A 13,578-nucleotide genomic window follows, 5' to 3' on the forward strand; every position below is an offset into this window, starting at 1 on the left:
ATCCAGAGCCTTGCCATGGGATGGCCAGCCAGGCGCACATCGATGACATGCTGCTGATGTCCCTTCTGCCCGGTCTTGTGATCGATGACGGTCGAAAGCTGTGCCGCTTCGTTCTTGAAGAGGACGAGCTTTGCGCTCTCCAGGCCCTGACTATAGCGGGCCTCCACGCTTCTGCCCGCAACCAGGTTTGCAAGATCGGCGAGATCGGCAGGCGGTTCGTAGCTGCTCGCGCAAAACAACGGCAACGAGGCCACCCCGCTGTTGAGCCAACCGGTTCCGAAAGCGACTTGTGCAAAGGGGGCGAGCTCGGTCAAAGGGCCGGCGCGCAGCTCCTTGTCATAGGCGCGGCCCTGCGATCCAGCCGGAACACCCGAAAGCGTGTGCAGAGCGATCATCCGGAAAATGAGATCGAGCTGCGCACGTGCGCGGTCGGCAATCGACGCCTCAGCCCAGCGCTCCAGCGCCAGCAGCCCGATGAAGTCGACCGGGTAGTATGCCGCTGAATTCCATTCCGCAAGGCCGTGTGCTTCCACGCTGTCGAACCAGCGCGCCAGACGCGCGGCGGCAAGCTCTGCCTGCTCACTTCCTGTCCTGCCCGAAGCTGAAAAGGTCTCCTCCGGCAAGAACAGCCCTGCCAACAGCTGGCTTGTGTGAAAGCACAGCACGTGGTTTTCGCTCCAAAACCACATTGCGTCATTGCCCGGCTCGTCGACCCAATAGCGGTAGGACAGAACGGAGCGCTTTATGCGATCGACGGTGTCGGCCGGCATTTGAGCGGCATAGGCGCCAAGCAGCCAAAGAAGCGGCACCATGATGAAATCCGAGCAATCTTCACGCGCATCGATTGAGGCGAGCGTTGCTTCCATGATGCGGTCAAAGCTCGCCTGGTCTTGGTAGCCGGTTTCCATCATTGCAATGATGCGCGCCACGCGATCAGCTCCGAAGCGGGCGCTGTATTCGAGCGCTTGCCGCTTGCGATCCTTCAGTTTCGCCTTGAGTGACGATGGAGAAATGTTTGCAAGAAAGGCGGCATCGATGACGCGCGTGACCGATCCCGGCCCGCTGCCGATCGTCAGATGCACGCCGTGATAGCCATCTGCAATGCGGCACACATTATCGGCTATCAGACGGCTTTGATGGGCACGCAGGGTCAAGAGAGAATGTGCGAGAACAGGCCGCTCATGGCCGTGGCCGATGACCTTCAGCTCCACCGGCACGTCGCGCTGGGGTGCGGTATCGAATACCAGTTCCAATGGCTGGTCGACGAAGACGTCGCGTGCAGGGCGCACGCCGCGCGCAAGGTTTTCCAGTTCGCGGATTTCGTCCTGATCCAGCGCCACAGGCAACAGCACGCATAGCGGCTCCTTGTCCAGTACTTCAAGTTCGAAGAACCAGGTCGTGTCGCGTTCGGCAAGATCCTCGGAGTGAACGAGAATCTGGTTGTCGCCGGCTTCCAGCGACAGAGCGATGTCCGTTGAACTTTCCAGATTGCGCCTGAACGGTTCGAAACGCACCGCTTCCTGCCCATTGACCCATATGCGAACCCCGCCGCAGGTCTTGAGCCTGAGATGCAGGAGGCGGGGCGATGCCGTCCTGAAGGTGCCCCTCAGCCATCGACGCAGATGGGTCGGCACGTGCCAGAACCCGGTGAACTCGACGCGGCGGTTTGAGCCCGGTAGGTAGAGGCTCTTTGTCGGCCACGAGGTATCGGCAACGAGTTCCCGCCCGACCATTGTTGACCAGAAAGCCTTGCGGCACGGCAGATCCCCGACGTCGACGAAACCATTGACGAAACGATAGTCGACGCGATCTTCCGCCGGCGCAGCGATACCTGGAAAATAGCTGGCGATGAGGTCAGAAACCGCCCAAGCCGTCACGGTCTGACCTTCACCAACAGAGTATGCAGGCGCCTCGATGCCCGGCCCTTCGTTCACAGATCGCCTCCTCCGCAACCGAATGAAAATGTTTTCATTTCCAATTTTATGCGGGTTTCTTTTTGAGTTTTGCTGTAGTAACCGCATAATTGCCGGAGAAAATAGCTTGACGACAGGAATGTCAAGTATATGAAATTCGTTTATCGACGATCCCAATCGCGATTTATGAAAATGTTTTCATGGGAGGATGGAAATGAAGCACTCTCTTTCGGCAGCATTCGGGCTCGCTCTGACGGCCGGTTCCTTCGCGTGGTCCAGCATGGCCATGGCGGAAACCAAGACGATTACGTTCCTGTTCACCGACGACGACCAGGCTTACGTCGAGCGAATGGAAGGACTGAGCAAAGAATTCGAGGCCGCGCATCCCGACGTCAAGGTCAACTTTGTGTCGTCCGGCTATGACGCCGTTTCCAAGCAGCTGCCTGTGCAGCTTGCCGTCGGCGAGGGCCCGGATGTCGCCAAGATTTCCGACTGGCAGCTCGCGCCATATTACCTCGACATGCGTCCTTACATGAAAGATCCCGAAGGCTTCGCCAAGCTGCATGGCGACAGCCTCAACATTCTTCGCTTCCCGGGCGTCAATGATCCGCAGTCGATCAACGGATATGTCGCGTCGCAGACATTCAATCTGCCGTTTGTAAACAAGACGCTTTTCGAACAGGCAGGCGAACCGCTTCCGAAGTCCGGCGCCACGTTGAAGGAAATCGTGGAAGCGTCCGCGCGTGTTGCCAAGGCCACAGGTGCTCAAATTCCCTTCACGATGGATCGATCGGGGCATCGCTTTTCCGGCGCCGCATTTTCGTATGGAGCGACCTACGTCAAGGACGGCAAGTTCTCGTTTCCCGACGATGCCGCCAAGCGTTACATTGCGGATCTTTACAACTGGACACAGGATGGTTCCTTCCCGAAGGAAATGTGGGGAGCGGCCGGCGGATCCCAGTACAAGAATATGGGCGACGAATTCGTCAACGGTAACGTCGTGACCTATCTTGCCGGCAACTGGATGGTGAACCCGTTCCAGCAGAAGATTGGCGATGCTTTCGATTGGACCGCGATCAGCGCGCCGTGCGGCGATGCCGGCTGCTACGCCATGCCGGGCGGCACCGCGATTGTTGGCTTCAAGCGCACCAAGTATCCGCAGACCGTCGCCGCGTTCATCGAGTTTCTCGGTTCGGAAAAAATTCAGCGTGAGGTCGCCGAGAATTACGTCATTCTGACAGGCGCCGACATCAAGAACCCGCAGTACAAGCTCGCGAGCAACAATGCTAAGGATGCGATGGCCGTCTTCCTGGCGAGCCGCAAGAACGTGCCGCAGGCAGCGCGCGACATGGAGCGCATGAAGGGATCCTCAGCGATCTACCAGTTGATCGTCCAGAGAATGAGCCAGTTGATCGTCGGCGAACTCTCGCTCGACGAAACCTATGCGGCGATGAGCGCCGACGTCGACAAGACCAACCAGGCAATAGCTGCCAAATAGCTGGCCACACTTACTGCTGCAGAATGACAATCATCCACGGCCTTGACCGAAGGCCGTGGATAGCGCGCAAACGGTCGGTGCGGGCTGTGCGAATACTCGACAGTTTGGCGGTGATCCTTCTACAGACTGCGTGCGGGTTTTCGTTGTTTATCAAGCTTTTCACGACTTCGAGCAATTGCCCAAAGATGCCGAAGCGCAACCTGCTCAATCCGAAACGAAGTTCCACCTAAGAAGAGCGACATGTTAGACAGCGCAGGCACGTGGCGGCCGCGTGAGCTTCGCTTCCCATGAGTTGGACGAGCTATTCCGGACGACCTAGGCGGTTCTCGTCGTCGATCAAGATCAGTCGCGCCGGCGCGCGCTCAGTCCATTCCCAAAGGACAAGGTTCAGATCCTCGCCGGTCGCGCCCGCGGCGAAGCTTCGGACGAGCAGACCATGATAGCCGGCGGCGGCGAGCCGCCTGGCGAAGCTCTGCGTTCTAGCCTCGCCGCTGGCCTTCATCTGGTCGCGCCACGTCGGATCTGACATTGCGGCGGCGTCCATCCCTTCGGCCTTGAGCGCATCTTCGTCGCGACTATCGAAGACGCGCTCGGAAAAAAGCGTCATAGGAGACGAGCGTTGTAGGCTGCAGGTTGCCGACCTGATTGGCCTCGCGCAACGCGGTCATCACTGATAGCGACGTGTAGAGTGCCGGCATCCGCTTTGGATTGAACCGGCCACCATAGAGTTCGGCTCCCCGACCCGAGAGTGGCTGGCGAGCATAGATCGGGTTCACCGCCCGGAAGAGCTTGCCTTCATATCGCATTGGCTGGAACTATGCATGTATGCCGGCGTCGACCGCGTCGATATAATCGAGCACCTCATCCGAACGGCCGTCGCGCACCAGCTGCATGGCTGTCTGGCCCGAGAAGCCGGACAGGGGCTCTGAGCGGTACCAGGCATAGGCCATCAGAGGCGAGCCGAAACGCGGCTCGACCTTGTTGACGACTTCGATCATCTCGCGCAGACGCCGCTGCGTCTTGCCGGAGCGGATACGGTCCTTGCGTTGGATTGCGTCCTTGCCGAGACCGGCCGTGCGGGCGATCTCTTCTCTGGTCGTGCGGAAGGCGTCCGCGATCTTGCGCGGTGCAAACAGCCCGTTATCCGCATATTGGGCGAGATCCATCTCCTCACCTCCGTTCAAGTGTGCCAATCTCTCTGACGGTGTATAGCGTCAGAAGCGCCGGCATTCAATCTGCGGAAGGGAACTGATCGCAATCGATAGACTGGCCGATGCTAGACAACGCGAGCTGATCCGGATTGGGCTGCATGGAAACACCCCGTTGAGAGCGGCTGCAAGGGCCTGCGCGCTGTTCGCTCGGGACTTCTGCTTTCAACGTTCTGAGAAAGCCGAACGGTCCTACCGCCCAACGGTTTCCGTTTGAAGCGAGCTCTGGAGCGGGCAACGCGGCAATGCAACCGTCAATTCGCAGCCAAAGGGAAAGCAAATCCCTGTCGACGTTCGCTCGCAGCCTGACGGGATCGTTCGGGCTAGGATTGACCGTTAACCTCAGCGACTGCTGCCCGATGGGCTTCGTGCTTCTTAGCCGTCCCTGCCCACAAGGCCACCAAAATGACAGCAATGATCAGGTAACAAATCTTGCTCGATAAGGTTTGCAACGCACTGTTGCCACGCGTACACTCGAACTCGCTCAATTATTCGCGCTCCTGATTGTTGGGCGTTGTTTGACGCCATACTTAATGCTTTAGAAAGGTTGCATGAACGCCCAAATGTGGGACCCTAATGTGCGTGAGGCGTATGGCTTCAACGTCGCTTCTTGGATGAAGCGGCGTTATCCTGCGTCTCGTGCAGTCCCTTGATGGCGAATGCCACAGCCTCCCGTCATGCGTCCATGGCCGGGATTCGATTTCGGCAATCGGCGTCGGCCTCACCCAGACAATTCCTTGAGCCGATCGGAGTATTCGACGGGTGGTCTTCTCAGCCTAAAGCGATCAAAGACGAACGGAGCCTAGGACCGGTCGTTAGGTTCGTGCTTGGCGGGAAAAGTGGTTCGCCTTACCATTTGGCTGCCCCGCCATATATTCTCGAATATGAATATCCTATGGAAGAGGCCAAGGAGCTTAGGGATTTGGCGGCGAATGTCGCCAATACTCGCCTTGTCGTTGATCCTGATTTCGCCGTTCGCCCCCACAGCTTCTGTGTCTGCGGCAGAGCGCGTTGCCATCGTGCTGAAATTGAACGGTGCTGTCGGACCGGCGATGGCTGACTATGTGAAACGCGGTCTCCAACATGGCGATGAAACCAGTGCGAGCCTGGTCGTCCTGCAGATGGACACGCCCGGTGGCCTTGACACTTCGATGCGCGACATCATCCGCGCGATCATCGCCTCGCCAGTGCCCGTGGCAGGTTTTGTGGCACCGAGCGGCGCACGTGCTGCCAGTGCCGGTACATATATTCTCTACGCCAGCCACATTGCAGCCATGGCCCCGGGCACCAATCTGGGCGCAGCCACACCGATTTCGCTTGGCGGAAGCCCTTTCGATGGCGAGACGGAACCGGGCAAGGATGAACCGGGCGAGCCCGGCAGGCAGCCGCAGTCACCACGTAATGCCAGTGAAGCGAAAGCCGTCAACGACGCAGTCGCCTATATTCGCGGACTTGCCGAACTGCGCGGTCGCAATGCCGACTGGGCAGAACGCGCCGTGCGCGAAGCTGCGAGCCTTTCATCATCCGCCGCTGCACGAGAGCATGTCATCGATTTTACGGCAGCCACCATCGAGGATCTCCTGAGGCAGGCTCAAGGGCGCATGGTGCGGGTCGGCCAAAGGGATATCCCGCTCGAAACCGCAGGGCTTGTTGTTCACGAACTCGAACCGGATTGGCGGACGCGTCTGCTTTCCGTGATAACCGATCCGAACATTGCTCTCATCCTCATGGTGGTTGGCATATACGGGCTGATCTTCGAATTTCTTGCCCCGGGGACACTGATGCCCGGTACAATCGGCAGCATCTGCCTGCTCCTTGGACTTTATGCCCTGGCATTGCTGCCGGTCAGCTACGCCGGCGTTGGATTGCTCGCCCTTGGTGCCGGCTTGACAGTGGCCGAGGCGCATGCGCCCTCTTTTGGTGCCCTCGGTATCAGCGGCGGGATTGCACTGGTGCTCGGTGCGGCTCTTCTGTTCGACACGGATCTCCCCGAGCTCGAAGTCTCCTCGTCCGTACTGGCCGGCATCGCCATTGCCTGTTTTGCTTTCAGCCTCGTCATTGCCCGGCTCGCAATCGTTTCGCATCGGCGCAAAGTCGGCACCGGCACCGAGCAGATGATCGGTATTTCGGGCAAAGTCGACAGTTGGAAGGGCGCCTCGGGATATGTCATCGCGCATGGCGAACGCTGGAGGGCAACCTCCAGCGAACCGCTCATCGCCGGCGATAGCGTCAGGGTGACCGGTCGAAACGGACTGACTTTAGACGTCGTCCGCCGGGCGCAGGAGACTTAGCGGCTTTCAGAAAGCAGGAGCAAGCGTCATGGGCATCTTTGCAGAACTCGCATTTTATCTTGTGGTCATCCTCGTTTTGCTGCTCGTGATCGCATCGGCGATCAAGATCCTGCGCGAATATGAGCGCGGCGTCGTGTTCACGCTCGGCCGCTTCACCGGCGTCAAGGGCCCCGGCTTGATCCTGTTGATCCCCTATGTCCAGCAAATGATCCGCGTGGACTTGCGCACGCGGGTCCTCGACGTGCCGGGTCAGGATGTTATCTCACATGACAATGTCTCTGTCCGCGTCAGCGCTGTCATTTATTTCAGGGTCATCGATCCGGAAAGATCGACGATCCAGGTCGAGGACTTCATGGCGGCGACGAGCCAGCTCGCTCAAACAACGCTGCGTTCGGTCCTCGGCAAGCATGATCTAGACGAGATGCTGGCTGAACGCGACAAGCTCAACAGCGATATTCAGGAAATCCTCGATGCCCAGACCGACGCATGGGGCATCAAGGTCGCCAATGTCGAGATCAAGCATGTCGACATCAATGAATCCATGGTCCGCGCGATCGCCCGGCAGGCGGAGGCTGAACGCGAACGGCGCGCCAAGGTCATCAATGCCGAAGGTGAGCAGCAGGCTGCGGCAAAGCTACTCGAAGCAGCCGAAATCCTCGCAAGGCAGCCGGAGGCCATGCAGCTTCGCTATCTAAGTACGCTGAACGTGATCGCCGGCGAGAAGAGCTCGACAATCATATTTCCCTTTCCGATGGAGTTCGGCAATCTGATGCCTGTAAGATCGGACCCGTCTTCGCAAAGCTCAAGGGGATGATCGATGGGTTGGTCCTTCAAGATCGGAACGATCGCCGGCACGGCTCTGCGCGTTCACATTACCTTTGCGCTGCTGCTGGTCTGGATTTGGATGACGCATTACCGGATCGGGGGCATGCAGGCGGCCTGGGGCGGCATCGCCTTCATTATCGCCGTCTTCGTCTGCGTCGTGCTGCACGAGTTCGGTCACATTGCCGTTGCGCGCTACTTCGGGATCAAGACGCCCGACATCACGCTGCTACCGATCGGCGGCGTCGCCCGTCTTGAACGCATGCCCGACGTGCCTCATCAGGAGCTGCTGATTGCCATCGCCGGCCCGCTCGTCAACGTCGCGATTGCGGCGCTGATCATTCTTGCCATCGGCGCGTCAGCGGGCATCGAGCAGATGACCGATGTCGAGGATCCTGGGGGCGGTTTCCTGGCTAGGCTTGCCGGCGTCAATATCTTCCTCGTGCTTTTCAACATGATCCCCGCCTTTCCGATGGATGGAGGCCGGGTGCTGCGTGCCGCCCTCGCATCGCGCTTCACCTGGTCACGCGCGACGCAGATAGCCGCTACGATCGGCCAAGGCCTTGCCTTTGTTTTTGGTTTCGTCGGTCTTCTTTACAACCCACTGCTGATTTTCATCGGCATCTTCGTCTACCTGGCCGCAACGGCGGAAGCACAAAATGCGCAGATCCGGGAGCTCTCCAGCAGAGTTCTAATCAGCGACGTAATGGTCACCAAATTCGTAGAACTTAAACGCTCGGCGAGTATCGACGAGGCGATTGAGATGCTGCTTGCGACAACCCAGCGCGAATTTCCGGTAACCGATTCCGCCGGCCACTTTGAAGGGCTGCTGACGCGCGACGACATGATACGCGCCTTGAAGGACAAAGGTCCCGACACGTCAGTTGCAAGCGCGATGCGTACCGACATTCCGCGAATCCATCATCGCAAAAGCCTGGAGGACAGCCTGCGTTTGATGCAGCAGGGAAATGTGCCGGCGATCGCGGTCGTGGACGGTGCGGATCATCTCATCGGTCTTCTGACGCATGAAACGATCGGAGAAATGATGATGGTCCGTGCCGCCGTAACCGACGGTTTCCGATTCGGCCGCCTGCGCAGATCCAAGTCCTTGTAGGCTCCGAAAAGCCGACGCGAGCGAAAGAGATGGAACGGGCATTGCCGGCCGTTCGGCTGATGCTGGATGAGTGGCATCTTCCCCTTTTCGGTCAGGATCTCGAGCATCCCGAGCAATAATGAGCTAATCATCACGCCTAGATGCGAACCCCGCCATCGCTTCAATCATGATGACGGCCGACGCCGCGCCCGGATCGACGTGTCCCACTGCCCGATCACCCAACCGGGCTGCGCGACCCTTGCCCGCGATCATGCCGCTCGTCGCCTTACAGCCTTCGCGCGCTGCTTGAACGGCCGCCGCCAGGCACTGAGAAAGGGAAGCTCCCTGACGCCGGGCATCCAGCGCAGCGTTTGCCGCCGGGCTCCAGGCGTCCATCATTGTTTTCTCGCCGAGCTCTGCCTTGCCGCGCTCATGGATGCCTTGAACCATCGCCGCGACAACAGACAGGAAGTCGTCGTCGCTCAATGCCTGCTTGTCCTTCGCCGCAGTTCCAGCGCGCATGAATGCCGTGGCATACAAGGGCCCCGATGAAGCGCCGACCGCGTTCAAAAATGCCTTTGCGGCGGAGTTGAACACAGTCGTCGGCGCCGTCTGGGTGGAGTCGAGTGCGCCAACGGCCTTCGCGACCGCCAGACAACCAGCGTCCATCGCGAGACCATGGTCCCCATCGCCGATGACACCGTCCAACTCGCAAAGACGGTCGCGGTTCTTCGTCATCTCCTCGGCGATGAGCGCAAACAGGAGCTGCAGATCCCTGGTTGTGATCGCCATTGGTCACCTCGCAAACATAGCGCAATCGCAGGGGTGATCGATCAAGCGCTGAAGCTCCTGATCGAGGTGGATAACGGTGATCGACGCGCCGGCCATCTCAAGCGACGTGCAGTAATTTCCCACGAGTGACGTGTGGATGACAAGTCCGGTATCATCAAGCCGGGACTTCACGCGACGCATCATGATGTAGAGTTCCATCATCGGCGTCGAACCCAAAGAGTTGACCAGGACGGCGACACGATCGCCGGGACTCGCATTCATCTCCCGAAGAATACTGTCCATGAGTTCGTCAGTCACCTCGTCGGCCGTTTTCAGCGGCCCGCGAGCCACGCCGGGCTCGCCGTGAATTCCCATCCCGATCTCCATCTCGTCTTCGCCGATCAGGAAGTTCGGTCTGAGCGTCTGAGGCAGCGAGCACGGCGAGAGCGCGACGCCCATCGTGTAGGTTCGCGAATTCCCGTGTCGAGCGGCGCGCTCGACGTCGTCGAGGGAATACAGGAGATCGCATGCCGCACCAGCGACCTTGAATATGAAAACGTTGCCCGCCACGCCGCGTCGCTTGTGCATTTGATCCGAAGGGGCCGAAGCAACGTCGTCCGTCGTCAGAACGGTCCGCACTTCTATGTCGTCCAGGGCAAGCATTTCGGCGGCCATATCGAAGTTCATGACGTCGCCGGCATAATTGCCATACATGAACAGAACACCGGCACCGCCGTCGACGGCTTTGGCACACGCGATAATGGGATCGGGCGGCGGCGATGCGAATACGTTGCCTATCGCAGCGGCGTCTGCGAGCCCTTTGCCGACAAAACCGAGGAATGTCGGTTCGTGCCCGGATCCGCCGCCGATGACCAGCCCGACCTTGCCCTTGCGAGGCCCGTTCTTGGCAATGATCGCCCGTGGCATGTCCTCGGCCGCATAAAGATGGTCCGGATGAGCCGCCAGGACACCTTGCAGCATCTCATCGACGACGTTTGCACCGGAATTGATAAGCTTCTTGGTCTTCACGCCGATCCTCCCCTGATCCAGGCACGATGTCATAGATGCAGTTGCGACGCTGAAGGTCAATCGGCGAGTGGAAAGACCGCTGTCGCGAGGGGGGCGAGTTGAAGGATTGCGCTCGCATCCCCTGATACTCTCGTGCACGCGCCACGATCGATGGTTTGTTCGCTGCCCGTCAGGTTGACAATGTGAAGCCTTGCCCCTGTGGTGCCGTTAACGACAAACGCCAGGACCTCGGAGGGGGAGGAGGACAGGCACTCTTGCCAGGATGAACCAGCCAATGCAGACAGCGTCCGCACCGTATTGAACAGCGGGCGCCGGCCGCCTTCCTCGATCGGTTCAGTCGGACCGGCGATCAAACCAAACGGACCGGTCAACGCCGATAGCGTCAGGCATTCGAGATCGGCATCCAGCACGCGGATGGCGTAACCAAGGGCAAAGGCCTCCGCGAAACGTCCGTTATGGCGCGGGTCGCGGTTGGCCATGGGGATGCGTGCACCCGACGGATTATCCATCGTGCGGCTGCCATAGGGGTTCTGTCGCATTGCGATGGTCGATGGGCCGATCCGGTAGGGCTTCCGGCCGTAGATGGCCCGCACGGAACGGGTAATGAAAGGCAGGGCCTCCAATGTCTGCATGACGCTGAGATCGTCGGCCGCATGCACGATCGGGTTGGTGCAGTGGCTGATGAAGTCAAGCGGTCCCTCCGGTACCTGTTTGCGGTTGAGTTCCGTAAAATAGCTGAGCATGCCGCCGCCGAGGCGAATGCCTGAAAAGGCGGAGCGGGCTCCCGCGTAGACCTCTTCAAGAGGCGGGCAGTCCGGCCATTTGCTGCCGGGCGGCGTTGATTGCCGGTCGACCGAGGGCGAGATCATGATCGCATCCGGTTTGAATTCCGCCGACTCAACCTGCCGGGCAATCTTGGCCGCCTCGAAGGCAGGAGATTGCTTGCAGGCAAGTGCGATCTCCAGCGTCGAGCGTCCGCGGTGAATGGCGGCGATTGCGGCGAACCGGTTGAGCGCTTCGACGCCGTGTCCGGAACCGGGATCGAAATGGAAGAGGAGTTCCTGGGGCGCGATTTCCGATAGTATCGCCTTTGACGACAGCGTCGCATCGGCTTCCTCGGGTGTAATGATTAGACCGATTGCCGGCATCGTACCGGTCCGCAGCCCGAGGTTGAGTTTTATAATTTTGTCGAAGGCCGCAGCCGAGGGGTGTCGCGCGCGGCGGCCATCCCTGATGATGAGCGATGCTTTCTGCCGGACGGGCTGATTTTCCGGAATTGCATAAGGCCACGGAAGGGCGAGTGGCCTGACGTAAGTCTTGAATGACGCATCCGACCAGTTTCTCTGGTCTTCCATTTCAAAGGTGTCGCCCTCCATCCTGCATTCAGCCATGACGTCGGGCCTGACGTCATGGCTGATGGCGCGCATCTCCTTGAACGGTTGCCACGGCTCGATCAAATCAGGAAACCTTGTCGCGACGATCCTGCCGTCGACGTGCTCGATGGCAGCCCGCGTTCCGGCTATTCCAACGATCGGATGCAGGATACAGAAGCCGCAGCGGTTGGTCTCGAAGCCTGTTTCCGAGACAGCTTCGGCCTCGAAGTCGAGGCCGTCGGTGCTTCCAAGGATGCGAACGTCGATGACGAGAGTCGAGTTCTGCGGTCCGTCGCACAGTGCCCGGTAGCCGACCTCGAAATGATCGTCCTTCTGGCTGATCTTGAGGTCGGAGATCTCCGGGCTGTAGGTGCCCCAGTCACGGTCGCGCACAAGGTAGGAGACTGCTCTCAGCACCTCGGTTCCGTCATAGCGAATGGTGCGGAGGCTGCCATTGGCAAGATCGGCCTCCAGTTTTCCGGCACGCAGTCGGACCGGCTTCGGTTCGACGAAATGCGTGCCGTAGAGCAGAAATGGATCGACAGTCATTGCAGCATCGCTCCGACATCGATCGTCTGACCCTTCGCCGCGCTTTCATAGGCTCCCTCGACGAGTGCGAATGTCCTTAAATTGTCGGCGCCGGAGGTCGAGTGTTCCATGCCGCGCTTCAACTGGTCGACCCAGTGCTGCTGGATCGCGTACACGCTCTCCTGAATGTTATGCCAGGGCCGTGACGCCCAGGGCAGCAGCTTCGGAGACACGTTCGTGGTGGTGGTGCCCTCAGCATTGGTCACTTTGAGGCCGTAACCTTGGGTGAGCCGGATTGTGCCTTCGGAGCCATCAAGCTCGACCAACGTCTCGGGGAACGGTTCGGTCAAGAGTCTCGTGGCATAGCTGACGTCGACGACCGATGTGGCGCCGTTTTTGTGGTCAAGCAGGATAGTCGCGACGTCCTCGCCCTTGATTTTGGGGTTGACCCGCTTCGTGCGGGCCGTGACTGCCGAGACGTCGCCGAGGATGTAACGCGCAATGTCGAGTACATGGATGCCGAGGTCCTCGATGATGAATCTCTCACCTTCTGCCAGATACGGCTGTCCCGAGAAGACGTCATAGCCGGAGCGAAAGGAGAAACGTCCCCAGAAGGGCGTGCCGATTGCGCCCACCTCCAGCGCCTTTCGAACCGCCTGGATCGGCGTCTGCCAGCGGAAATTCTCGTGCACCATCAGCGCTACGCCGGCATTGCGGCACGTCTCGACCATGATCTTTGCGTCTGACAGCGTCTTGGCAAATGGCTTCTGGCAGATGGCCGGCACCTTGTGCCGGGCCGCCATTTCCACCAGGGCGCGATGGCTCTCTACCGTCGTGGCAATATCGACGAAATCGAAACCGCCGTCTGCAAACAGTGCTTCGGCATCGCGGTAGCGACGATCGATGCCGAACTGATCTCCGACGACCTTCAACCTTGCCGGATCGCGGTCACAGATCGCGACGATCCTGGCTCCTTCGACATCGTTCCATGCGTGCATCTGGTTGATCGCGAAAAAGCCGCAGCCGATCAATGCACCTTGCAATTCGGTCAT

The 13,578-nt window shown here is 59.4% G+C and carries 10 protein-coding genes and 1 pseudogene; 4 read left to right on the forward strand and 7 right to left on the reverse strand.

Going from position 1 to position 13,578, the window contains the following annotated elements; genetic code table 11:
- Window positions 1–1,934, reverse strand: a 1,934-nt coding sequence (locus C9413_RS02415) for a hypothetical protein (protein WP_170250163.1), incomplete at its 3' end; no start/stop codon positions are given.
- A 187-nt stretch (window positions 1,935–2,121) separates the two neighbouring features.
- Between C9413_RS02415 and C9413_RS02420 the strand changes: the two genes are divergently transcribed.
- Entirely contained in the window at window positions 2,122–3,411 is a 1,290-nt protein-coding gene (locus tag C9413_RS02420; RefSeq protein ID WP_133938757.1) for an ABC transporter substrate-binding protein, read from the forward strand.
- Window positions 3,412–3,712: 301 nt separating this feature from the next.
- Here the strand turns inward: C9413_RS02420 and C9413_RS02425 are convergent.
- Window positions 3,713–4,217, reverse strand: a pseudogene (locus tag C9413_RS02425) (RES domain-containing protein).
- A 9-nt stretch (window positions 4,218–4,226) separates the two neighbouring features.
- Window positions 4,227–4,577 carry an antitoxin Xre/MbcA/ParS toxin-binding domain-containing protein gene (locus C9413_RS02430; protein ID WP_040116069.1) on the reverse strand — a complete coding sequence of 117 codons (351 nt, stop codon included), beginning with the start codon at window positions 4,575–4,577 and terminating at the stop codon, window positions 4,227–4,229.
- A 974-nt stretch (window positions 4,578–5,551) separates the two neighbouring features.
- Here C9413_RS02430 and C9413_RS02435 point away from each other — a divergent pair.
- The 3 genes from C9413_RS02435 to C9413_RS02445 are packed head-to-tail and all read left to right on the forward strand — an operon-like array spanning window position 5,552 to window position 8,846.
- The gene (locus C9413_RS02435) at window positions 5,552–6,910 is read left to right on the forward strand and encodes a nodulation protein NfeD (RefSeq protein WP_040116068.1); all 1,359 of its coding nucleotides are present in this window, start codon (window positions 5,552–5,554) and stop codon (window positions 6,908–6,910) included.
- A gap of 28 nt (window positions 6,911–6,938) precedes the next feature.
- Window positions 6,939–7,724 (forward strand): slipin family protein, encoded by a 786-nt coding sequence (locus tag C9413_RS02440; protein ID WP_040116067.1) that lies wholly within the window; start codon window positions 6,939–6,941, stop codon window positions 7,722–7,724.
- Between the two features lie 3 nt (window positions 7,725–7,727).
- Window positions 7,728–8,846, forward strand: coding sequence for a site-2 protease family protein (locus tag C9413_RS02445; RefSeq protein ID WP_040116066.1), 1,119 nt, complete (start codon window positions 7,728–7,730; stop codon window positions 8,844–8,846).
- A 123-nt stretch (window positions 8,847–8,969) separates the two neighbouring features.
- Here C9413_RS02445 and dhaL read toward each other — a convergent pair whose 3' ends face one another.
- Genes dhaL through C9413_RS02465 form a run of 4 tightly spaced genes read right to left on the reverse strand, consistent with a single transcriptional unit; the run spans window position 8,970 to window position 13,578 of the window.
- Window positions 8,970–9,617 (reverse strand): dihydroxyacetone kinase subunit DhaL, encoded by a 648-nt coding sequence (dhaL, locus tag C9413_RS02450; RefSeq protein WP_040116065.1) that lies wholly within the window; start codon window positions 9,615–9,617, stop codon window positions 8,970–8,972.
- A gap of 3 nt (window positions 9,618–9,620) precedes the next feature.
- Entirely contained in the window at window positions 9,621–10,625 is a 1,005-nt protein-coding gene (locus C9413_RS02455; RefSeq protein WP_040116064.1) for a dihydroxyacetone kinase subunit DhaK, read from the reverse strand.
- A gap of 56 nt (window positions 10,626–10,681) precedes the next feature.
- Window positions 10,682–12,547 (reverse strand): hypothetical protein, encoded by a 1,866-nt coding sequence (locus C9413_RS02460; RefSeq protein WP_040116063.1) that lies wholly within the window; start codon window positions 12,545–12,547, stop codon window positions 10,682–10,684.
- Window positions 12,544–13,578 carry a Gfo/Idh/MocA family oxidoreductase gene (locus C9413_RS02465; RefSeq protein WP_040116062.1) on the reverse strand — a complete coding sequence of 345 codons (1,035 nt, stop codon included), beginning with the start codon at window positions 13,576–13,578 and terminating at the stop codon, window positions 12,544–12,546. The genes C9413_RS02460 and C9413_RS02465 overlap by 4 nt, the downstream gene beginning before the upstream one ends.

Origin of the sequence: Rhizobium sp. SEMIA 4085 (genome assembly GCF_013004495.1) — a bacterium.
GTDB classification, from domain to species: domain Bacteria; phylum Pseudomonadota; class Alphaproteobacteria; order Rhizobiales; family Rhizobiaceae; genus Rhizobium; species Rhizobium gallicum.